Annotated in this window: 21 protein-coding genes and 2 tRNA genes; 8 read left to right on the top strand and 15 right to left on the bottom strand. The window is 59.1% G+C overall.

Annotated features, from left to right (window positions below):
* Positions 1–5: 5 nt before the first annotated feature.
* Positions 6–227 (top strand): hypothetical protein, encoded by a 222-nt coding sequence (locus OP500_RS07580; protein WP_238748407.1) that lies wholly within the window; start codon positions 6–8, stop codon positions 225–227.
* An 85-nt stretch (positions 228–312) separates the two neighbouring features.
* Positions 313–1068, top strand: coding sequence for a DNA polymerase III subunit epsilon (gene dnaQ / locus OP500_RS07575; RefSeq protein WP_238748409.1), 756 nt, complete (start codon positions 313–315; stop codon positions 1066–1068).
* A gap of 97 nt (positions 1069–1165) precedes the next feature.
* On the opposite strand, the gene OP500_RS07570 is transcribed toward dnaQ, so the two are convergent.
* The 5 genes from OP500_RS07570 to OP500_RS07550 form a co-directional block, all read right to left on the bottom strand.
* Complete coding sequence (locus OP500_RS07570) at positions 1166–1534, bottom strand: hypothetical protein (RefSeq protein WP_238748410.1); 369 nt, start codon at positions 1532–1534, stop codon at positions 1166–1168.
* A gap of 101 nt (positions 1535–1635) precedes the next feature.
* Positions 1636–1983, bottom strand: a complete 348-nt coding sequence (locus OP500_RS07565; RefSeq protein ID WP_238748411.1) for a hypothetical protein — start codon at positions 1981–1983, stop codon at positions 1636–1638.
* A gap of 94 nt (positions 1984–2077) precedes the next feature.
* Positions 2078–2842, bottom strand: a complete 765-nt coding sequence (locus OP500_RS07560; protein WP_238748412.1) for a hypothetical protein — start codon at positions 2840–2842, stop codon at positions 2078–2080.
* Positions 2843–2847: 5 nt separating this feature from the next.
* Entirely contained in the window at positions 2848–3753 is a 906-nt protein-coding gene (locus OP500_RS07555; protein WP_238748413.1) for a LysR family transcriptional regulator, read from the bottom strand.
* Positions 3754–4011: 258 nt separating this feature from the next.
* Positions 4012–4164 carry a hypothetical protein gene (locus OP500_RS07550; protein WP_238748637.1) on the bottom strand — a complete coding sequence of 51 codons (153 nt, stop codon included), beginning with the start codon at positions 4162–4164 and terminating at the stop codon, positions 4012–4014.
* A gap of 414 nt (positions 4165–4578) precedes the next feature.
* Here OP500_RS07550 and OP500_RS07545 point away from each other — a divergent pair, with 414 nt between their 5' ends.
* Together OP500_RS07545 and OP500_RS07540 are read left to right on the top strand one after the other, a co-directional pair.
* Positions 4579–4929, top strand: a complete 351-nt coding sequence (locus OP500_RS07545) for a DUF485 domain-containing protein (RefSeq protein WP_238748638.1) — start codon at positions 4579–4581, stop codon at positions 4927–4929.
* Positions 4926–6608 (top strand): cation acetate symporter, encoded by a 1683-nt coding sequence (locus OP500_RS07540; RefSeq protein ID WP_274070612.1) that lies wholly within the window; start codon positions 4926–4928, stop codon positions 6606–6608. Before OP500_RS07545 ends, OP500_RS07540 begins: the two co-directional genes overlap by 4 nt.
* Positions 6609–7023: 415 nt before the next feature.
* On the opposite strand, the gene OP500_RS07535 is transcribed toward OP500_RS07540, so the two are convergent.
* Positions 7024–8415 (bottom strand): 3'-5' exonuclease, encoded by a 1392-nt coding sequence (locus tag OP500_RS07535; RefSeq protein ID WP_238748640.1) that lies wholly within the window; start codon positions 8413–8415, stop codon positions 7024–7026.
* 185 nt (positions 8416–8600) lie between these two features.
* Here OP500_RS07535 and OP500_RS07530 point away from each other — a divergent pair.
* From OP500_RS07530 to OP500_RS07515, 4 genes are all read left to right on the top strand, one after another.
* A tRNA-Arg gene (locus OP500_RS07530) sits at positions 8601–8677 on the top strand.
* Positions 8678–8688: 11 nt separating this feature from the next.
* Positions 8689–8763 (top strand) — tRNA-Glu (locus OP500_RS07525).
* Between the two features lie 407 nt (positions 8764–9170).
* Entirely contained in the window at positions 9171–9776 is a 606-nt protein-coding gene (locus OP500_RS07520) for a hypothetical protein (protein WP_238748641.1), read from the top strand.
* Between the two features lie 73 nt (positions 9777–9849).
* Positions 9850–10500, top strand: a complete 651-nt coding sequence (locus tag OP500_RS07515) for an HAD family hydrolase (protein ID WP_238748642.1) — start codon at positions 9850–9852, stop codon at positions 10498–10500.
* A gap of 83 nt (positions 10501–10583) precedes the next feature.
* Here the strand turns inward: OP500_RS07515 and carB are convergent, their stop codons facing one another.
* From carB to pgl, 9 genes are all read right to left on the bottom strand, one after another.
* Entirely contained in the window at positions 10584–13793 is a 3210-nt protein-coding gene (carB, locus tag OP500_RS07510; RefSeq protein ID WP_274070611.1) for a carbamoyl-phosphate synthase large subunit, read from the bottom strand.
* A gap of 28 nt (positions 13794–13821) precedes the next feature.
* A complete protein-coding gene (locus OP500_RS07505; protein WP_274070610.1) occupies positions 13822–14727 on the bottom strand; it encodes a hypothetical protein in 906 nt (301 codons plus the stop codon).
* A gap of 281 nt (positions 14728–15008) precedes the next feature.
* Positions 15009–15539 (bottom strand): REP-associated tyrosine transposase, encoded by a 531-nt coding sequence (locus OP500_RS07500; protein ID WP_274070609.1) that lies wholly within the window; start codon positions 15537–15539, stop codon positions 15009–15011.
* 168 nt (positions 15540–15707) lie between these two features.
* Positions 15708–16835: a glutamine-hydrolyzing carbamoyl-phosphate synthase small subunit gene (gene carA / locus OP500_RS07495; RefSeq protein ID WP_274070608.1), complete on the bottom strand. Its 1128-nt coding sequence runs from the start codon at positions 16833–16835 to the stop codon at positions 15708–15710.
* A 251-nt stretch (positions 16836–17086) separates the two neighbouring features.
* Positions 17087–18754, bottom strand: coding sequence for a glucose-6-phosphate isomerase (gene pgi / locus OP500_RS07490; RefSeq protein ID WP_274070607.1), 1668 nt, complete (start codon positions 18752–18754; stop codon positions 17087–17089).
* Between the two features lie 104 nt (positions 18755–18858).
* On the bottom strand, positions 18859–19707 hold the full coding sequence (locus OP500_RS07485; RefSeq protein WP_238748648.1) for a MurR/RpiR family transcriptional regulator: 849 nt from the start codon (positions 19705–19707) through the stop codon (positions 18859–18861).
* A 338-nt stretch (positions 19708–20045) separates the two neighbouring features.
* Complete coding sequence (gene nudE, locus OP500_RS07480) at positions 20046–20606, bottom strand: ADP compounds hydrolase NudE (protein WP_274070606.1); 561 nt, start codon at positions 20604–20606, stop codon at positions 20046–20048.
* A gap of 40 nt (positions 20607–20646) precedes the next feature.
* A complete protein-coding gene (locus tag OP500_RS07475; RefSeq protein WP_238748650.1) occupies positions 20647–21627 on the bottom strand; it encodes a glucokinase in 981 nt (326 codons plus the stop codon).
* The gene (gene pgl / locus OP500_RS07470; RefSeq protein ID WP_238748651.1) at positions 21608–22306 is read right to left on the bottom strand and encodes a 6-phosphogluconolactonase; all 699 of its coding nucleotides are present in this window, start codon (positions 22304–22306) and stop codon (positions 21608–21610) included. Before pgl ends, OP500_RS07475 begins: the two co-directional genes overlap by 20 nt.
* Between the last annotated feature and the right edge of the window lie 154 nt (positions 22307–22460).

Genomic DNA, 22460 nt, shown 5'->3' with positions numbered 1-22460 from the left:
AGACTATGCCGCAACCCAAAATGCCGGTTTGGTACGGCGACGACGGCGAAATCGTCTCGTGTACCGAAAAAATCAAAGTGATGGAGCAAAACATGGGCGAGCTTTTTCAGGCTGCCCAAGACGCTTTTGAAGACGGCCTGCTGATGGGCTGCAGCGAGCGCCAGCTGCGCGAATATCTGGCCGCGCTGATGGCAGCGGTGGACAATCCCTACCGCAAAAAGCCCTAAGTTCCATATCTGCCGCCGTTTCAGGCTGCCTGAAAAACCGCCCGTAGCGGCGGTTTGCCGTTTATCCCCAACCGAAAGCATCCGCATGGACAACCGCCGCCAAATCATTCTTGACACCGAAACCACCGGCCTGTATCCCAATGCCGCCGAAAACCCCGACCGGCTGATTGAATTTGCCGGTTTGGAAATGCGCAACCGCAGTTTTACCGACGAAAAACTGCATCTTTACGTCCATCCGCAGCGTGATATCCCCGCCGAAGCCGCCGCCGTGCACGGCATCACACTCGACAAGCTCGAAGGCAAGCCGGTGTTTGCCGAAGTGGCGCAACAGATTGCCGACTTTATCCGCGGCGCAGAGTTGGTGATCCACAACGCCAAATTCGACGTCGGCTTTCTCGATGCCGAGTTCGCCCGTCTCGGCATGCCCGGCGTTGAAGATTTGGGCTGCACGATTACCGACACGCTGGCAATGGCGCGCGAACGCTATCCCGGTCAGAAAAACAATCTTGATGCGCTGTGTAACCGCCTGGGGGTTGACCGCAGCCGCCGCGTGCTGCACGGCGCACTGATCGACTGCGAGCTGCTCGGCGGCGTTTATCTGGCGATGACCCGCGGCCAGTTCAGCCTGACCGACGCTTTCGAGCAGGAAGACGACGACACCCCGCAAACCACTGCCCCGCAGCCGGCCGACCATCTCCCGCGCCCTGTCGGCGTAAAACTGAAAGTGCTGGCGGCCGACAGCGAAGAGCGCGCCGCCCACGAAGCTTTTCTCGACCAAATCGACAAATCCTGCGGCGGCACCAGCATTTACCGCGCCGATGCCGGCAGCGCGCAGCAATAAACCGGCGGCAGCCTGAAAACCAGGCAACCGCCGCCAATATGCCAATATTAAAGGGCAGCCTGAAAACTTTTCAGGCTGCCTTTTTAATGTGTTGACGCTATTGCGGTGCCGCTGCCGCGTCGTGTTCGGCGATACAGTTTTGCAAGGCGGTAACCAGTTTGTCGAAAATCTCCTTGCTTTCTTTGGTTTCGCGGCCAAGCCCGTGGCTGATCAGCGCTTTGCGCCAGGCGGTGCGGTCGGGGTATTGCGCGGAAACCTGGTCGTAACCGCAGCCGCAGATTTTCTCGGCCGCCGCCGCGGTATAGCCCGGTTCGCCGTCTTCAGGCTGCTGCATTTCTTCGGAGCAGCTTTTGATGACTTCTTGGCGGGTTTCCTTGTCGTCAATATTGTTGGCCATGGTTTCGACGGCGGTATCGCAGCCGGCCAGCAGCAGGGTTAGGGCAAGGGCGGGGAGCAGGGTTTTCATGGTTATGGATGAATTAAAGATTGGGGGGCTGTGTAGAAGTCCGTCAAGCCGGCGTTCAGGCTGCCTTGTCTGGTGGGTAAGGCAGCCTGAAAGGGGAAGACTTATTCGATGCAGGATTCGACGGCCTTGACCAGCTGCTTTTCAAAAGCCTTGTTTTTGGCGCTGGCAGGGTTGCTGTTGTACTCGGCGAAGGCTTGGCGCCAGGCGGTGCGGTCGCTGTATTTGGCGGACACTTTGTCGTAGCCGCAGCCGCACAGTTCGGCGGCCTGCGCTTTGCTCACGGAGCCGTTGGACGCTTGGTGCGCGCTTGCGGCGCAGGAATCGACGAAACTTTTGCGCATGATTGCTTCGTCGGGTTCGCCGGCGTTGTTGGCGGTGTCGCTGCCGGGGTTGCAGCCGGCGAGCAGGGTGCAAAAGAGCGCGGCGGCGAGTACGGTTTTGGCGGTCATGGATTTCTTTCCTTCGGGTGGTGGGAAAAAGCGGTTTTCAGGCTGCTTTCTGCTTTTTGGACATGGCGGCCAGGCAGCCTGAAAACCGTGCGGACTATCTGCCGGCGAGAAACACCAGCTCGGCGAGCGCCGCCAGCCGCAGGGTGTCGCTGCCCCAGCGCGGGTGGTGCAGGCGGCGCATCCATAAAATCGGGCGCACGGTTTTGCCTACCGCAGCGGCGGCCGGCAGGGTGCGGTGGCGGCGCCAAACGGCGGCGGCGGCGGGCAGCAGGCCGTTTTCGCGCAGCCAGAAGGCGCTGGATTGCAAGTAGCACAGATAATCGCGGCTTTGACAGTGCGCCAGCGGCAGATAGCGGCCGGGGTCGTCTTCAAAGTCGATAAAGCCGGTTTCGCCGTCGTCGCAGGCGATGATGTTGCGGCCGAAAGCCTGGCTGAGATACTGATCGCGCTGATGGACGGCGGCGATGGCGTCCAGTCCGCGCTGCCAGCAGGCAACCGGATCGGCGGCAATTTTGATGGCGTCGAGAATATCGGTGTCGCCCAGATGGCTGAACATCAGCGCGTCGGCGTTGCGGGCGAGCAGCTGCGGCACGCGCACGCCGGCGGCGGTGAGGGTGGTCAGCCTTTGGGCTTCGGTATCGAGCGCGGTGCGGCCGCCGAAATTGGGTACGGGGCGCAGCACGCCCAGCCGCAGCAGCGAAGCGATGGCGCCAAGCAGGCGGTAGCGCCAGGCGGCGATGGTCTTGCCGGTTTTGCGCACCCATACGGTTTGGCCGTCGGCAAGGGTGTGGCGCGCGATGGTGTCCTGCTGCTGCGGCAGGATGGCGGCAAGCGCGGCGGCGTAATCGGTTTCGTTCATTGTTTTCAGGCTGCTTCGGATACGGGGGGCGCAGTTTGCCACACTTCCTGCACCGCGTCGCGCAGCAGCGCCAGCGCCGGATCCTGGCCGTATTCGTCGAGATAGACGAAGCTCATCGGCAGTTGCTGCTCGAATTCGTCGATCAGGGCGATGGGGCTGCCTTGGGCTTGGGCGGCTTGGGCGCTGTGTTTGGGTACCATCGCCAGGCCGATGCCGTCGGCAGCCAGGCCGATAATGGCCTGCGGGTAGTCGCAGATAATCTGTTTTTTCGGCGTGAGTTTGTGGCGGTGCCAGAACTGCTGCAGGTTTTTGTGGCTGCCGGAAACGCCGGACATTTCGATCCAGGTGAAGTCGTTGAGACTGCGCGGCAGGCCGCTGCGCAGGCGGCTTTCGTCGTCGGTGTGGCAGATGAGCGAGTAGGCGATGTGCTCCAGCGGCACGCTTTGCAGGGTGCGCTGGTTGAGCGGGCCGAGAAAAAAGCCGCCGTGCAGGCGTTTGGCCAGGATGCGGCTGAGGATTTCGCCGCTCATGCCGTATTGGATGTGCAGTTGGACGCCGGGTTCGCGGCGCACGATGCTGCGGGTGAGGCGGCTGACTTTGTCGGCGCGGATGGGGTGGATCAGGCCGAGGCGGGCGTGGTGGATGTAGTCTTCCGACAGGGTTTGCGCGAACACTTCGAGCCGGTGTTTGTGCTGCAACAGCTCTTCGGCTTCGGGCAGCAGCACTTCGCCGGCGCGGGTGAGGGTCATGCCGCTGTTGGTGCGGGTAAACAGCGGCGTGCCGACGTCGGCTTCGAGCGCCTTGATTTGGGCGGAAACGGCGGGCTGGGAAAGAAACAGCTTTTCGGCGGCCTGGGTAAGGTTTTGGGTGTGGGCGACGGTGATAAAGGCGCGCAGTTGGTTGATGTCCATGTGGGTTCCGTGTCTTCGGGCGTGTTGACAATCAGCGTTGCGGCGGTGTTTTTGGCAAAAAATGCCCGCCTGCCGCGTCAAAAATGCTCGCAAGGTGTCCAACCTTGCTGTGCTTTTTTCCTTGCATTCGGCCATTTTTTACTCAAAAAACCGCTTCGCAAGCCGAATGTCAACACGCCCTAGTTTGAGGCAGCCTGAAAACCGGTGGCAGGGTTTCAGGCTGCTTTTGTTTTGCGGGGGAGGTCTGAAACGGTTTTTTCAGACGCCTTTGCGGCTTTCAGGCTGCTTTTCGTTTTTTAACATAATGCAGGGCGGCGGGTAAAGCAGTTTGCTTTTGGATGGGAAGCGGTGGCTGAGCGGGCGGGCGGAGATGTTTTTCAGGCTGCTTTTTTGGGAGTGGATGGACGGCAAAAAGCAGCCTGAAAAAACAGAAGCCGTCTGAACCCGAAATCAGGTTTTCAGAGAGCCGCGAACACGCAAAGGCAGCCTGAAAAATGTTTCAGGCTGCCTGCGCTGTTGGTTTTGCTTTGCGTTTTTTAACAAAAAACAAAACCGGCGCAGCAGTAGTTATCTGTAAAAAAACTTTGTTAAATCAAATTTGAATGCGGCGGTTATTTGCGGCGCGGATATGCGGTATCAGAAAAAAAAATTAGCCTGGGGCGCTCGGGCTTGTTTATAAATTGCTGCAAGGTTGGGGCGCGGGCCGTTGCAGACGGTTCGCAGGCAGCCTGAAAGGTTTTCAGGCTGTCTGTGTTTTCAGGCTGCAGCTCTTTCGCTTCCCCGGCCGACAATGATCCGAAAAACGATGAGAAGAGGAGCAAACCGATGAGTAAAGCGCAAACTCGAAACCATGCTGCGGAAAAAGCGCGGGCGGCCAGGGTGCTGGCGCATCCGGCTTTCCGTTCGATGGCGCGGCAGAAAGCCTGGTTGGGCTGGAGTTTTTCCGCGATTGTGTTCGCGGTGTATGTGGCCTATATCTGGGTAATCGGCACGTCGCCGCAAACGCTGGCGGCGAAGGTGAATCCGGGGGAGGTGACGACCTGGGGCATTTGGGTCGGGATGTTTGTGATTGTGTTTTCTTTCCTGATTACGCTGGTTTATGTGTGGCTGGCCAACGGCAAATTTGAGGAGATGACGCAAAAAGCGGTGCGCGAAACACAAGAAGGAGAAAAATGATGGGAAAACATAAGTTTCTGTTTGCCGCGTGGGCGGCGGGTTTTTCAGGCTGCCTGTGGGCGGATGCGTTTAGCGGCGAGGTGGAGAAACAGGCGACCAACTGGACGGCTGTGGTGATGTTCTTCATCTTCGTGGGCGCCACGCTGTGGATTACCAAATGGGCGGCGAAGAAAAACCGTTCCACCCAGGATTTCTACACCGCCGGCGGCGGTATCACCGGCTTTCAAAACGGGCTGGCGATTGCGGGGGATTTTATGTCGGCCGCGTCGTTTCTCGGCATTTCGGCGATGGTGTTCACCACCGGTTACGACGGCCTGATTTATTCGACGGGCTTTCTGGTCGGCTGGCCGCTGGTGCTGTTTCTGGTGGCGGAGCGGCTGCGCAATCTGGGGCAGTTTACCTTTGCCGATGTGGCGGCCTACCGCCTGAAACAGACGCCGGTGCGCCTGTTTGCCGCTTCGGGTTCGCTGCTGGTGGTGATGCTGTATCTCATCGCGCAGGTGGTGGGCGCGGGCAAGCTGATCCAGCTTTTGTTCGGCATGGACTATATTTGGGCGGTGCTGATTGTCGGTGCGCTGATGGTGGCCTATGTGCTGTTCGGCGGTATGCTGGCGACGACTTGGGTGCAGATGATTAAAGCCGTGTTGCTGTTGGGCGGCGCAACGTTTATGTCGTTTATGGTGCTGTATGTCAGCGGTTTCAGCATGGAAACGATGTTCCAAAAAGCCGTCGATACCCATACGCTCGGCGAGGCGATTTTGGCGCCCGGCGGCTTGGTGAAAAATCCGGTGGACGCGCTCTCGCTCGGCCTGGCGCTGATGTTCGGCACCGCCGGCCTGCCGCATATCCTGATGCGTTTCTTCACCGTGCCCGATGCCCGCGAAGCGCGCAAATCGGTGGTCGTCGCTACCGGCTTTATCGGCTATTTCTACCTGCTCACCTTTATCATCGGTTTTGGCGCGATTATTTTCCTGACCAATAATCCCGAGTTTTTCAAAGCCGTAGTCAAAGACGGCAAAACCGTGTACGAAATGATCGGCGGCACCAATATGGCGGCGGTGCATTTGTCGGCAGCCGTCGGCGGCAACCTGCTGTTGGGCTTTATTTCCGCCGTAGCTTTCGCCACCATTTTGGCGGTGGTGGCCGGGCTGACCCTGTCGGGCGCATCGGCGGTGAGCCACGACATTTATTCGTCGGTGATCCGCAAAGGGCGGGCGCAGCCGAAAGAGGAAATGCGCGTATCCCGCGCCGCCACTTTGGGTTTGGGCGTGTTGGCCATCATCTTCGGCATTGCCTTTGAAAACCAAAACGTCGCCTTTATGGTCGGCCTTGCTTTCGCCGTCGCTGCCTCGGCCAACTTCCCCGTGCTGATGCTGAGCATGTTCTGGAAAGGGCTGACCACGCGCGGCGCCGTCGCCGGCGGCTTTGCGGGACTGATCGGCGCGCTGGTGCTTATCGTGCTCGGCCCCACCGTGTGGGTGAGCGTGCTGCACAACGACAGCCCCATCTTCCCCTACGGCAACCCCGCCCTGTTTACCATCCCGCTGGCCTTTGTCGTGGCGTGGATCGTGTCGGTGCTCGACAAATCCGAGCAGGCCGCGCAGGACAAAGCCGGTTTCGATGCCCAATACGTGCGCTCGATGACAGGCATCGGTGCGGCGGAAGCGTCGGATCATTAGACTGGATGGCAAACGGTTTTCAGGCTGCCTTTACCAAACACCAATGGCAAAAGCAGCCTGAAAACGGCAAAAACCAAACAGGCAGCCTTTTTCAGGCTGCCTGATGATTTGGGTTTCGGCATCGCTCGCCAAACCAGCCAAAAAACCGCAAGCGCCATTATCCGCTGAAGCTGCCTGTTCAAACGCTTTCAGGCTGCTTTCACTAAAGCTAAAGGCAGCCTGAAAACTTCAGCGGCGTTTTTTTCAGGCTGCCTGAGTGTTTGGCAAAAGCAGCCTGAAAATAGTGGGAATCAAACAGGCAGCCTGAAAAGGCCGCCTGTTTTAGTGCTGATGGAGAGACGAAACCGTGCGCCGGCATTTGCTGCTTGTTTTTCCAAACGTGCCATCAGGCAGCCTGAAAACGGAATCAGTGCTTTCAGGCTGCCTGATCGTTATCGCTCTCGATTTCAAGGTGCGGGCCGCGCTGTTTGAAGGCTTCCTGAAAAGCCGCCAACAGCGCGGCGTCGGTGTACCAGCGGCCGTTATCGGTGAGCAGGGCGCCGCTGTCGCAAACCATAACGGCGCTGCGGCCGGAAACGGGATCAGTTTCGCGGATGCGCAAGCGGCCGGCGGCCGGCCAGATGCCGCGCGGCAGGGCGGGCAGCGCCCGGCGCGCGCTGCGCTCGTGTAAATCAAAGTCTTGCCGCGCGCAGGCAGGGCTGCAGCCGCCGGCCAGCGCGGCGGGACACGGTGCGCCCGCCGGCAGGGTGTGGGGCAGGATGCCGAGCAGGGTCGGGCACAAACCGCTGTCCTGCGCCCATTGCTGCAGGCTGCGTTTAGCGGCTTTCGGATGTTTGAACACGCCCGTCGGCGCATGCTCGCGCCAGCCTGAAAGCAGCGGGCGCACACGGGCTTTCAGGCTGCCTGCGGGGGCGCCGGCAAACCATTCGATGCTGTGGCAGCCGGTATTTTCTTCGGGTGGCGGCAGCCGGTGTTCGGCCAATAGCGCAATGCGCAGGGCGTGGCTGTGCAGGCTGCCGGCGGCGGGCAGAAACTGCAGCCGCGCGACGGCATCCGGCTGGCGGTGCAGCAGCCGCACGGTTTCGCGAAAAGCCTGACGGTGGCTGTGCACGGCGCCAACGGCACCGTCGTGCCCGTACCAAACCGATACGCCATAGCCGTCGCCAAACGCGGACAAATCGTCGCGCAGCGCAGTGGAAATACCCGCCGGCAGCCGCTGCGGATTGAGCAGGCTCTCGGCGGTGTTTTGCCAGCGCTCGGCACCGTGCTCGGCCAGCGCGGCCTGCAGATACTGCGCCAGCGCTTCCACATCGGCCAGCGCCCGATGGCGGCCGCGCACGTTGATTTGGTGTCGTTCGATAATGCTGTCGAGACTGTGCTTGCGCTGCTGCGGATAGAGTTTGCGCGAAAGCTGGACGCTGCACAGCGCCGGCGCGCCAAAGGCAAAACCGTGGCGGCGGCATTCCTGCTGCAGCATGGTGTAGTCGAAACGGCTGTTGTGCGCGATCAGCAGGCTGCCGCGCAGTTGCGGCAGAATCTGCGGCAGGCATTGGGAGAGCGTCGGCGCGCCGGCAACGGTGTCGTCGCTGATGCCGGTGAGTTCGGCAACAAAGCGGCTGATGGGAATCTGCGGATTGACCAGTTGTTCGACGGCGCTCACCGCACCGTTTTCAAAACGCAAAAAAGCGATTTCGGTAATGCGGTCGCGCTCGAGATGGCCGCCGGTGGTTTCCAAATCAAGAATGGCCACCGGCTGTCCGAAGGCGGCGAGCTGTTCGGCCAGCGGCTGTAAATATCGGTAGGGCATGGGATGGGTGCCGCGCGGGCGGCGGAAAATTTTTCGGCAGGGGTGCGGCGGGATTTTTTCTTGTTTTCAACAGGGAAACCGGAAAAGCCGCTGGAAATGGGGCGCGGATTATAAAGTTTTTTAAAAATTTTCGGCAATAATGCTTGACGCAAAACGGTGCCGTTACTATAATCCGAATCTTTGCTGCACCCGTAGCTCAGTTGGATAGAGTATCTGGCTACGAACCAGAGGGTCGGGCGTTCGAATCGCTCCGGGTGCGCCAAAAACCATTCCGCGCCCATCGTCTAGCGGTTAGGACATCGCCCTTTCACGGCGGTAACCGGGGTTCGATTCCCCGTGGGCGTGCCAGTTTAGAGAAAAAGCCTGCAAGCGATTGCAGGCTTTTTCGTATTGTGTCGAAGCAATCGGGCGGGCGGTTTGCAGATGCCGCTGCCGCTGCCGCAGTTCCCAAGCCGGCAACAGGCGTTTTACCCTTTGCGCGCCAAGTTTTCAGGCTGCCTGCCGCACGTCCCGCAGGCAGCCTGAAAATATATGCCGCCGAACGGGCTGCTTGCGGCAGCCGCGAAAGTCTGATCAGCCTGCCTATTACCCGCCATCGGCGCGCGCAATGAGCAATCAGGACATTGCGGTTAAAGCAAACCCGCCTGGCTCTTTTCAGGCTGCCTTTGCAGCGCGGCGGCTTTTAGTATAATCCGCGCTTTTTCAGGCAGCCTGAAAGCTGCTGCCAAACCACAAAACCACAGAAAGAAACGAATATGACCGTCAAACCACGCTTCACTCTCTTTGCCGCCGCGCTGCTGCTGGCAGCCTGCGGCGAACCGGCTGCGCAAAATGCCGCTTCGGCGGCGCCTAGCGCATCATCCGCCGCTTCCGCTCCCGCCGTTGATACCGCCGCATCATCTGCCGCTTCGGCGTCGGCACCGTTTTCGCTGGCGATGAAAACCGATTTGGAGCAGATTTGGTCGGTGCTGCAGCCCGGTTTTAGCGAGCAGGCGGCCAAGGAAGTGGAATGGTCGCGCCGCATTGATGCGGCGAAAACAACGGCGCAAGTCCAAGCGGTTGCCGAAGAGAGGCTGGCGTTGAACGACAAACAATGGCGCGCGCTGCAGGATTTGAAGCTGGTCGATTCCACCGCGCAGTCGCTGCGCGACCGGCTGGTGCTCGAAGGGCGCAAGAGCAGCGAAGCCTATCAGGCCGAGCTGGCCGTTGCCCGTGAGAAAAGCGGTGGCGTGTTGAGCGAAGAGCAGTTTGCCAAACTAACTGCCGGCGAACGCGAACGCCAGGTGGAAATATCGCAAACGCTCACCGAACTGCTGAAGCTGTCCAAACAGGCCGGCATCAAAAACGAGCTGGTGCAATAGCGCCGCCGCCCGTATTTTCAGGCTGCCTGCCGCCCGCAAGGCAGCCTGAAAAACCATTCGCAAGGAGACGCCCATGAATATCCGCGCCGTATTGTTCGATCTCGACGGCACGCTGGCCGATACCGCGCCCGACTTGGGTGCGGCGCTCAACAGCCTGCTGCGCGCGCTGGGGCAGCCTGAAAAAGCGCTGGCCGACATCCGTCCCCACTCCAGCCACGGTGCCGCCGCGCTGCTCGCTTTCGGCATGGGCATCACGCCCGAGCATCCCGACTATCCCGGGCTGCGCCGCCGCTATCTGGACGAATACCAAGCCTGCAACGGCGAAGCGAGTGTTTTGTTTGACGGCATTCCCGAATTGTTGGAAGAGATCGACGGCCGCAATCTGGTTTGGGGCATCGTAACCAACAAGCCCGAAGCCCTTGCCCGAGAGCTGGCCGACGCGCTGCCGCTGCCGGTGCTACCTGCGGTGCTGGTCGGCGGCGACACCTGCGCCCAAGCCAAGCCTTCGCCGCAGCCGCTGCACCACGCCTGCGCCGCCATTGGCATTCCCGCCGCGCACTGCCTGTATATTGGTGACGCCGAACGCGACATGCAGGCCGCCAAAAACGCCGGTATGGTGGCGGTGCTGGCCGAATGGGGCTATATCGGCGCCGACGATTGCATAGCAGACTGGCCGGCCGATTACACCGTCCGCCACCCCGCCGACATCGTCCGCCTGCTGTAAGCCGTGCAAACAAGGCAGCCTGAAAACGCAATCTTCCGTTTTCAGGCTGCTTTTTGCTTTACAGACGGCGTTTTCAGGCTGCCTTATTTCTTCAACCTGCCATGCAGTTCCTGCACGCTGTACACGCCCATGTTGTTCAGGCTTTTGGCGCCTTCGCTCATGGCTTCGCCGCCGGCGACGGTGGTGTATTGCGGCACGCGCTGGGTGAGGGCGCTGCGGCGGATGCTGTGGCTGTCGGCGATTTCCTGCGGGTTGCTGGCGGTGGTGTTCACCACTAGGGCAATTTCGCCGTTTTTAATCGCATCGACAATGTGCGGGCGGCCTTCGGGGACTTTGTTCACGGTTTGCACCACCACGCCGTGCGCGGTGAGATAAGCCGCCGTGCCGCGTGTGGCGCACACGCCGTAGCCTAAGGTTTGGAAGTTTTTGGCCGTCTGAACAATCAGCGGCTTGTCTTCTTCGCGCACGGAAAGGAAGATTTTGCCGGTGGCGGGCATGCGTTCGCCTGCGCCGAGCTGGGCTTTGAGATAGGCTTCGGAGAAGGTTTCGCCCACGCCCATCACTTCGCCGGTGGAGCGCATTTCGGGGCCGAGAATGGTGTCCACACCGGGGAATTTGATGAAGGGGAACACGGCTTCTTTCACGGCATAGAAATCGGGGATGATTTCGTGTTCTACGCCTTGCTCTTTCAGGGCGATGCCTGCCATCGCGCGCGCGCCGATTTTGGCAAGCGGCTGGCCGGTGGCTTTGGAGACAAACGGCACGGTACGCGAAGCGCGCGGGTTCACTTCCAACACAAACACCACGCCGTCCTGCACGGCAAACTGTACGTTCATCAGGCCGACCACATTCAGCGCATACGCCATCGCTTTGGTTTGGCGGCGGATTTCGTCTTGGATTTCTTCGCTGAGCGAGTAGGGCGGCAGCGAGCAGCCGGAGTCGCCAGAGTGGATGCCTGCCTGTTCGACGTGCTGCATGATGCCGCCGATAACGACGTCTTTGCCGTCTGAAACGCAGTCCACATCAACTTCAATCGCGTTGTTTAGGAAGAAATCGAGCAACACGGGGCTGTCTTCGGATACCTGCACGGCTTCGCGCATGTATTTTTGCAGCTCTTCGGCGGAGTGCACCACCTGCATGGCGCGGCCGCCGAGTACGTAAGACGGGCGCACCACCAGCGGATAGCCGATTTCTTCGGCTTTGGCGAGCGCTTCTTCTTCGCTGCGGGCGGTGCGGTTGGGCGGCTGGCGCAAGCCCAAATCGTTCAATACTTTTTGGAAACGCTCGCGGTCTTCGGCGGCGTCGATGCTGTCGGCGGATGTGCCGATGATGTTCACGCCGTTTTCAACCAGTGCGTTGGCGAGTTTCAGCGGGGTTTGGCCGCCGTAATGCACAATCACGCCCCACGGGTTTTCGGTGCGGACGATTTCCAACACGTCTTCCAGCGTCAGCGGCTCGAAATACAGGCGGTCGCTGGTGTCGAAGTCGGTGGACACGGTTTCGGGGTTGCAGTTGACCATGATGGTTTCAAAGCCCGATTCGCGCAGCGCCAGCGCGGCGTGAACGCAGCAGTAGTCAAACTCGATGCCCTGACCGATGCGGTTCGGGCCGCCGCCGAGAATCATCACTTTTTTACGGTCGGAAGGACGCGCTTCGCATTCCTCTTCGTAAGTGGAATAGAGATAGGCGGTTTCGGTGGCGAACTCGGCGGCGCAGGTATCGACGCGTTTATAGACGGGATGCAGCTTCAGTGCGTAGCGGTGTTCGCGCACTTCTTTTTCTTTTACGTCCAAAAGCTGCGCGATGCGTTTGTCGGAGAAGCCTTTGCGTTTCAGACGACGTAGGGCGGCGAAATCCAAATCTTGCAGGCAGCCTGCACTTACCTGCTGCTCTTCTTTCACCAAGTCTTCGATTTGTGCCAAGAACCAAGGGTCGATGGCGCAGATTTCGTGGATTTCTTCCAGCGTGAAGCCCGCGCGGAACGCGTCTGCCACAAACAGCATACGCTCGGGGCCGGGGTTGGCCAGTTCGCGGCGAATTTCCGCTTTGTCGGAGCTTCTCGGATTGAAGCCGCACAAGCCGGTTTCCAAGCCGCGCAGGGCTTTTTGGAAGCTTTCCTGAATGGTGCGGCCCATCGCCATCACTTCGCCCACGGATTTCATCTGCGTGGTCAGGCGGTCGTCTGCGGCGGGGAATTTTTCAAACGCGAAACGCGGGATTTTGGTAACCACATAGTCGATGGAAGGCTCGAACGACGCGGGCGTGCGGCCGCCGGTGATGTCGTTGCGCAACTCGTCCAGTGTAAAGCCGACCGCCAGCTTCGCCGCCACCTTCGCAATCGGGAAGCCCGTCGCCTTGGAAGCCAGCGCGGACGAACGGCTCACGCGCGGGTTCATCTCAATCACAATCATCTCGCCGTTTGCAGGGTTTACCGCAAACTGCACGTTCGAGCCGCCGGTATCCACGCCGATTTCGCGCAATACCGCCAAGCTTGCGTTGCGCATGATTTGGTATTCCTTGTCCGTCAGCGTTTGCGCCGGCGCAACCGTAATCGAGTCGCCCGTATGCACGCCCATCGGGTCGAAGTTTTCAATCGAACAAATGATGATGCAGTTGTCCGCCTTATCGCGCACCACTTCCATCTCGTACTCTTTCCAGCCGAGCACGGACTGCTCAATCAGCAGCTCATGCGTGGGCGACGCGTCAAAACCGCGTTCGCAAATCGCCAAAAACTCATCTTTATTGTAGGCAATGCCGCCGCCCGAACCGCCCATCGTGAAAGACGGACGAATCAGCGTCGGAAAGCCGACCTGTTCCTGCGCCGCCAAGGCTTCGTTCATCGTGTGGCAGACAAAAGATTTCGGGCAGGAGAGGCCGATTTTTTCCATCGCTTCCTTAAAGCGGCCGCGGTCTTCCGCCTTGTCGATGGCGTCTTCCGTCGCGCCGATCAGCTCGACATTGTATTTCGCCAACACGCCGTTGCGCGCCAAATCCAGCGCACAGTTCAGCGCAGTCTGACCACCCATCGTGGGCAGAATCGCATCGGGCCGTTCCTTGGCGATAATCTTCTCCACCGTCTGCCACATAATCGGCTCGATGTAGGTAACATCCGCCATTTCAGGGTCGGTCATGATGGTGGCGGGGTTGGAATTCACCAGAATGACTTTATAGCCTTCTTCACGCAAAGCCTTACAGGCCTGTGCGCCCGAATAGTCAAATTCGCAGGCCTGACCGATAACGATAGGGCCGGCGCCGATGATAAGGATGGATTTTAGGTCAGTACGTTTGGGCATGATGTTTCCTGTTGGATTAAGTCTAAAGTTAATCTATTTTAACTGAAGGTAATGTTTTCAATGAATTGAGAAAGTTATGCCATTCTGCAACTTCCTCCTGTTTCTCAATAATTTTTTCAAATGGCAATAAATTCTCAAAGGTTAGGAAATTAACGCAAAATTTAATAGCAGTATCTATTTTATTTTTTAAATTTGGAATTTCTTTTACTTCCTTTGCCCAATGTGCTAAGTCTTTAGATGATAATAAATCAATTTTATCTATTGGGAAATTTTCTATAAATTTTTTTAGTGTATCAGTAATTAGAAGTTTTAAATTATTCTGATCATACATTGCTTCTATACCAGAAACTGTAGCTATATTTTCTTCGATATATTTAATTTCGGTCCTACCTATATTTTCGTAGATAGCTTTTTCTTTTTCTGTCAGTTCTCTTTCAATTGTTATTTGATAAGTCCTATCTCTAGACATTTTTGAAATTTTTTTTCGAACAGTTTCTGGAATTCCTTTGCCATCTCTTAATTGACTAATATATCGATTAATATTTTTTGCAATTTTAAGTCGTGTCTCACACCATTCATTTAAGTTGTTTAAATTGAAGGTATGTAATTCTTCTCGATTAGTGTAGTCTTTGATATCTTGAGTTAATTTTGATGACATAGTTTTAAAATCAACCCCAAAATATTTTTCACCACAATCTTTTCCAATATTTGTAATATGCCCATCAGTAGATACTACAATGTAACCATTTTGATGTTGAGTGTGGCAATTTTTCAATCCACATATAACTTTTCCATGTTCTCCACTGTACTGACCTATAATTTCTTTTAATTTGGTTTCTTCTGGATTTATCTCTCTTCTAAAACCAGCCATTTCTTCTAAGTCAGACCAGTTTTTTATGTAAACTAAGTTTCTATCTTTTTTTAAAGTAATCATGATAAGTCTTTAAGATGCAGTAATGTACATATAGAGTTGAATGATCTTTTATTGCTTTAAAAGTTACCTGAAAATTAGTTGACTCTTTTTGAGAGTAAGCAAGCGTAGGTTGGGTCTTGACCCAACAAAATTGTTAAATTATCTGCCTCATGTTGGGTTTTCAACCCAACCTACCGCGAGGTGTTTGGCCGTTGCTTGAGGCCGTCTGAAACTGTAGGTTGGGTCGAGACCCAACAAGAAACCGTTAAATTATCTATCTCATGTTGGGTTTACAACCCAAGCTACCAAGGTTCGCCAAAACTGCTGTCTTCCATATCGCCGACTGCCCAATCTGCGGGCAATATTCCCTGCCGCACATAACGGTGAAACGAGGAATACGGCCAATCTGCCACACGGGTAACGTATCCGTGTTTGACGGGGTTGATATGGATGTAGTCGATATGGGCGTTTAAATCTTCTTGGCTGCGGATTTCGTGTTCCCAATAGCGCCGCTGCCAAATGCCGCACTCGTTTTTATGTCTGCGCGACGGGGAAACGGTTTCGGTTTTTGGTAGTGCCCGCGAAAACTTGGCTTTAATCAGGCGCAGGCGCATTGGGTAGTTTTGATCGTGTTCGGGTAGTTTGACCAACAGGTGCAGGTGGTCGGGCAATACACACACGGCGGTAATTTCAAAAGGATGCCGCGCCCTGACTTCAGCAAACGCCTGACGCAGGCTGCCAATATAGCGCACCAGCAAATCTTGTTTTCTGTCTTGCAGGGCAAGTGTGAAAAAATAGCTGCCGCCCGGGGTAAATGCGCGGCGGTATTGCATGGCCTGCTCCCGTTTATGTTTTCGTTTGGGTTTAACAAGGTAGTAAGTTTGTGCGTTTGATGTTGGGTTTACAACCCAACCTACCCTACTTGCCTCCCCAATTTCAAACTACTTTTTCAGGCAGCCTGAAAGTCTTTTTGCGCTTTCAGGCTGCCTGTTTTAGCGGTTTTACGCTTTGGCCGCTGCCATGCTGGCAATAAATTTGTCGAACAGATAGCCGACGTCGTGCGGGCCGGGGCTGGCTTCGGGGTGGCCTTGGAAGGTGAAGGCGGGGCGGTCGGTCAGTTCGATGCCTTGCAAGGAGCCGTCGAACAGCGAACGGTGGGTTACGCGGGCGTTGGCGGGTAGGGTGTCGGCATCGACTTCAAAGCCGTGGTTTTGGCTGGTAATCATCACGCGGCCGCTGTCCAAGTCTTGCACGGGATGGTTGGCGCCGTGATGCCCAAACGGCATTTTGCGGGTTTTACCGCCGAGCGCGAGTCCCAAAAGCTGGTGGCCTAGGCAGATGCCGAAGAAGGGTTTGCGGCTGTCGAGCACTTGGCGCAGGGCGGTGATGGCGTAGTCGCAGGGTTCGGGGTCGCCCGGGCCGTTGGAGAAGAAGATGCCGTCGGGGTTCAGGGCGAAGGCTTCGGCGGCGGGGGTTTGCGCGGGGACGACGGTCAGGCGGCAGCCGCGCTCGGCAAGCATGCGCAGGATGTTGGTTTTGATGCCGAAGTCGTACACGACAACGTGATAGCGGCTTTCAGGCTGCCTGAAACCTTCGCCGAGCTGCCATACGCCTTCGGTCCATTGGTAGGGCTGGCTGACGGTAACTTCTTTGGCCAAGTCTTTGCCGACCATGCTGCCGAAGGCGGCGATCAGTTCGCGGGCTTTGTCTTCGGTGGCGTCGCTGCCGGTGAGAATGGCGCCGGCCTGGGCGCCTTTGTCGCGCAGGATGCGGGTGAGGCGGCGGGTGTCGATGTCGGCGATGGCGACGGTTTTTGTGCGGATCAGGTATTCCTGCAGGCTCTCTTGGGCGCGGAAGCTGCTGTGCAAAAGCGGCAGATCGCGGATAACCAGGCCGGCGGCGTACACTTCGCGGCCTTCGGTGTCTTCGCCGTTGGCGCCGGTGTTGCCGATGTGCGGGTAGGTCAGGGTAACGATCTGCCTGCTGTAGGATGGGTCGGTAAGGATTTCCTGATAGCCGGTCATCGAGGTGTTGAACACGACTTCGCCGGAGGTCGAACCCGGATGGCCGACGGAGATGCCGCGAAAGATGCTGCCGTCGGCAAGAACGAGAATGGCGGGGGTGGACATGGGTGGCTCCTGTGATGGGTCGGAAGGCGCGGTCGGCCTGCAAGAATGGGTGTGTGTTTCGCTGTGAAGGCAGCCTGAAAAGCTTTCAGGCTGCCTGAAGTGTTCTGGAAACCTGTTCAAAAAAAAGCACGCGCACAACTGCTAAGCGGCTGTGTGACGTGCTTCTGTACGCGGCGGATTCCCTGCCGCAGAAAGCAGCGCATTCTACGTCAAAACCTGCCTGCTTTCAAGTTGGCGGCGGGCGGGCGCGGCTATTCGAACAGGGCGCAAGTGCCGTCTTCGGCGCAGTTGGTGCGGCGGTAAAGGCGGATCAGGCGGGTGGTGGATGAGTCGTGTTCGGCCGGTTCGATGGCGCCGGTCAGCTCGCCGAGTATGGTTTTGGCCAGCTGCTTGCCCAGTTCCACTCCCCATTGGTCGAAGCTGTTGATACCCCAAATTACGCCCTGCACGAAGACTTTGTGTTCGTAAAGCGCGATCAGGCTGCCCATATTGCGCGGGTCGATGCGGTCGGTCAGGATGATGTTGCTGGGGCGGTTGCCGTCGAACACTTTGTGCGGCACCAGCTCGGCGATTTCGTTTTCAGGCTGCCCCTGCGCCTGCAGCTCGGCGCGCACTTGGGCGGCGGTTTTGCCCTGCATCAGCGCTTCGGCCTGGGCGAATACGTTGGAGAGCAGGATTTCGTGGTGGCCGGGCAGGTTGCTGCGTTTTTCCAAACTGGCAATCAGATCGACCGGCACCAGCTGCGTGCCCTGATGCAGCATTTGGAAAAAGGCGTGCTGGCCGTTGATGCCCGACTCGCCCCACAGCACGGGGCCGGTGCCGGCGCGCACGCGGCCGCCGTCGAGCCGCACCTGTTTGCCGTTGGATTCCATATCGAGCTGGCGCAGGAATTTGGGCAGCAGGTGCAGGTGGTAGTCGTAAGGGGCGACCACGCAGCTGCCGCTGCGGTAAAAGTCGATATACCAGATGCCCAGCAGCGCCAGCACCACCGGCATATTCTGCGCCAGCGGCGCGGTGGCGAAATGGCGGTCCATCAGGTGGGCGCCTTCGAGCATGTCGATAAAGTTTTCTTCGCCCAGATACAGCATAATCGGCAGGCCGATGGCCGACCACAGGCTGTAGCGGCCGCCCACCCAGTCCCAAAACTCAAACATATGCGCCGGATCAATGCCGAACTCCGCCACCGCCTGACGGTTGGTGGAAACGGCAACGAAATGGCGGGCGATGTCCGCTTCGCCGGCTTCGCGCAAAAACCATGCGCGGGCGGTGCGGGCGTTGGTGATGGTTTCCTGGGTGGTAAAGGTTTTCGACGCGATTACAAACAGCGTGGTTTCGGGGCGCACCTTATCGAGCACGTCGCGCAGCTGGGCGCCGTCCACGGTGGAAACGAAGTGCATGTTCAGCCGCGGCGAGCCGTAAGGCGCGAGCGCCGAACACATCATCAGCGGCCCCAAATCCGAGCCGCCGATGCCGATATTGACCACGTCGGTAATCATCTGGCGGGTATAGCCCAGCCATTGGCCGCTGCGCACCGCGCGGGCGAAGTCGCCCATCTGCGAAAGCACCGCGCGCACTTTGGGCATCACGTCTTCGCCGTCCACCACCACCGGCGCGGCGGAAAGGTTGCGCAGCGCGGTGTGCAGCGCGGCACGGTGTTCGCTGCGGTTGATTTTTTCGCCGGCAAACATCGCGGCGATTTTTTCCGGCAGACGGCATTCTTCGGCCAGCGCCACCAAATCGTTCATCACGCGGTCGGTGATGCGGTTTTTCGAATAATCGAGCCGGATGCCGCCGGCTTCCAGCCAGTAGCGCTCGGCGCGGCCGGGGTCCTGGCGGAACAAATCGCGCATATGCAGGTGGCGGGTGGCTTCAAAGTCTTGCTGCAGCCGTTGCCAGGCGGGCAGGTCGATAGGGTACATAGTCGGCTCCAAACGGGTTTTACCCTTAGGGGCAATGGAAAAACGGAATAAGGCTTTTCAGGCTGCCTTTGCCCTGTGCCGGCAGGCAGCCTGAAAAGCCGTTTTCATTCTTCGGCGGCGCCGGCGCGGTGCGCCTCCACGCTGCGCTTGCCTTTGGCCAGGCTGCTGCTGGCGGCCTCGCCCAGCCGCAGCGCCAGCGAAATCACCAGAATGTCGATCACCGCCAGATGCAAAAGGCGCGACACCATCGGCGTGTACAGCCGGCCGTCTTCGCGCGAAGGCACCGCCAGCAGGCAGTCGGCCTGTTCGGCCAGCGGGCTGCCCGGGCGGGTTAGGCCGATAATCACGCAGCCGTTGTTTTTGGCGATTTCCACCGCTTCGAGCACCTCGCGCGACAGGCCGGAATTGGACACCGCCACCAGCACGTCCTGCGGGCTGAGCACCGACGCGGCCATCAGCTGGATGTGGCTGTCCACATAGGCGACGGTGGAAATGCCGAAGCGGAAAAACTTGTGCTGCGCGTCCTGCGCGACGATGCCGGAATTGCCGACGCCGTAAAACTCCACCCGCCGCGCTGCCGCCAGCAGCGACACCGCACGTTCCACTTCGGCGTCGTCCAGGCTGCCGCGCAAGCCGAGCATGGCGGCGGCGGTGTTGGACAGCACTTTTTCGCGCACGGCGGCAACGTTGTCGTCGATGTTCAGCTCTTCATGCACATAGGGCAGGCCGTTGTGGCTGGTGGCGGCCGACAGCGCGAGCTTGAACTGCGGCAGGCCGTCGTAACCCAGGCTGCGGCAAAAGCGGATCACCGTGGGCTGGCTCACTTGGGCGCGGGCGGCGATTTCCGCCACCGGCGACTGCACAAACCATTTGGGCTCGGCCAGCACATATTCGCCGACTTTGCGTTCGGCTTTGGAAAGGGTGTCGAGTTGGCGGCTGATGGTGGCAAGCATGGGAAACTCCGTATCGTGGCGGTAGCGGGCGGCTTTCAGGCAGCCTGAAAGGCAAAAAACGGGCGGCGCGGTTTTTCAGGCTGCTTTTGGGCTATGGAGCGCGGCGGGTGCGGCAAAACGCGGATGCCGCATTGCGGCGCGTGTTTCGGTGCGCGGGGCGCACCCTACAGCGCTTTGGCGAAACGGGCATATCGGTGCGAAACGGACGGCGGGCAGGGTTTCGCATTTTCAGGCTGCTTTGGCGTTTCGGCTGTAGGGTGCGCCCCGCGCACCGCAAACCGGCGCTGCCTGATTCCTTTCGCCCTATCCCGAATCTGCAAAAAGCAGCCTGAAAACATTTAGCGCTCGGCCAGCAGGCGCTGCAGCAGAAACAGCGCAGCCAGCGTGCGCGAATCGCCGGTGGCGGGGTTGTCGAGAATTTCGTCCAGGCGCGACAGCGGCAGCGGGTGCAGGATTAGCGGTTCGGGTTCGTCGCCTTCCAGCTGCGACGGGTACAGGTCTTCTGCCAGGAAAACGTGCATCGGGCTGTACATGTGGCTGGGCGAAGAATAGAGCACGCGCAGCGGTTTCAGGCTGCGGGCGGCCATGCCGATTTCTTCCTGCAATTCGCGGTTGGCGGCCTGCTCGGGCGTTTCGCCCTCGTCTATCAGGCCTTTGGGCAGCGTCAGCTCGTAGCGCTCGGTGCCGACAGCGTATTCGCGGATCATCATCAGGCTGCCTTCGTGCAGCGCCAGCACCATCACCGCCGGCCGGCGCGCGGGGGTCAGCCGCTCGTAGGTGCGCTCGGTGCCGTTGGCAAAACGCAGATCAACCGCCTGCACTTGGAAAATGCGGGTTTGGGCGGCGGTGCGTACCGCCAGGATTTCGGGTTTGCCGCGTTCGCTGTCGAAAGCCGCCATACGATGTCCTCTCTTCGATGGCAGGCAGCCTGAAAGGTTTTCAGGCTGCCTGCAGATGGTTGTCCAGCGCCACCGCCGCGCCGCTGATGCCGGGGTGTTTGCTCAGCACCACATATACCGGAATCGCCGCCAGATAGGCGTCGAAGCGGCCTTTGCTCTCGAAGCGGTTGCGAAAGGGCGACTGGCGGAAGTAGTCGATAAAGCGCGGAACGATGCCGCCGCACAGGTACACGCCGCCGCGCGCGCCTAAAGTGAGCGCCAGATTGGACGACACGGTGCCGAGCATGGCGCAGAAAATGTCGAGCGTCAGCCGGCACAGCGGCGACGAGCCGCTTAGGGCGCGTTCGCTGATTTCGGCGGCGGTCAGATCCTGCCGGCGCGCGCCTTCGCGCTCGGCCAGCGCTTCGTAAATCAGCACCAGTCCAGCGCCGCTGAGAAAGCGCTCGGCGGAAACGTGGCCGTAGCGCTGTTTGGCATACTGCCAGACTGCCATTTCCGCATCGTCGAAAGGCGGAAAGCTGGTGTGGCCGCCTTCGCCGGCCAGCGGCACATAGCCGGCGGGCGACGGAATCAGCCCGCTCACGCCCAAGCCGGTGCCCGGGCCGATAACCGCCTTGGGCGCGCCTTCCACCGGCGCCAGCCCGCCCACCTGCAGCAACTCTTCGCTGGGTGTGCGGGTAATGGCCAGCGCCTGCGCGGTGAAATCGTTGAGAAACAGCAGGGTTTCCAGATGCAGCGCCTGGCGGGTGGTTTCGATGGAAAACGCCCAATGGTGGTTGGTCATCTGCACCCAATCGCCGACGATTGGGTTGGCAATCGCCACCGCGGCGTGGCGCACGGCGGAAATATCGTGGCGGCGCAGAAATTCTTTCACCGCATCGACCAGCGTGTTGTAGTCGTTGCAGGCGAGCACTTCGACGAATTTGAACTGCTGCGGCGCGATTTCCAGCGCGAAGCGGGCGTTGGTGCCGCCGATATCGGCCACCAGCCGCGGATAGGTGTCAGGGGTGGGTGATGACATGGCAGTCTGCCTTTGCGGAATGAAGGACGAAGCTGACCGGCAGTTCGGGATCGACGCCCTGCTCGGCCTGCTGCAGCACGCGCAGCTTGTCGCCGCCGCCCAGCGCCAGATAGCAGTGCGGCGTGCGCTCGATGGCCGCCAGCGTCAGCGTGATGCGCTCGTGCGGCGCGGTTTGAGGGCTGGTAACGGCCAGCGGCTGCGGATTATCGGCGGCCAGCGCTTGCGCCAGCTGCGGCGCCTGCGGAAACAGGCTGGCGGTGTGGCCGTCGCCGCCCATGCCCAGCACCAGCACATCGGGCTGTTTGAACTGCGACAGCGCGAAAGCCAGCGCCTGCTCGTGGTTTTTCAGGCTGCCCTCGTCGGCATTATCGGCCACCAGCGGCAGCCATTGCGCGGCGGCGGCGCGGTTTTGCCGCAGATGGTGGCGCACCAGTGCGGTATTGCTGTCGGTGTGATCGGTCGGCACCAGCCGCTCGTCCACCAGCGTCAGAGCAACGCGCGCCCAGTCGAGATCGGTGCGGCTGAGTATTTCAAAAAACGCCACTGGCGATTTGCCGCCGGATACCGCCAGCACGGCCTGCGGCGATTCCGCCAGCACGCGGCGCAAATCGGCGGCCACGGCATCGGCCAGCGTTTGCGCCGCTGCTTGGGCGTCGGCGGTTTCGGTGATACGGAACATGGGATTTTCTCCGGCAGGCTGCGGCAGGCAGCCTGAAAAAGCGATACGGCAGGGCAGACAGTCTTTCAGGCTGCCTGTCGCGAATGGGGAGCGGATGACCGCGGCAGGCAGCCTGAAACGTAAAAGCAAGCGCCATGCGTTTGGTGCTTGGGCT

The organism is Kingella sp. SNUBH-2017 (genome assembly GCF_028680565.1).
In the GTDB taxonomy this organism is placed as follows: Bacteria; Pseudomonadota; Gammaproteobacteria; order Burkholderiales; family Neisseriaceae; genus Kingella_D; species Kingella_D pumchi.
This window is presented reverse-complemented; position numbering and strand designations above follow the sequence as displayed.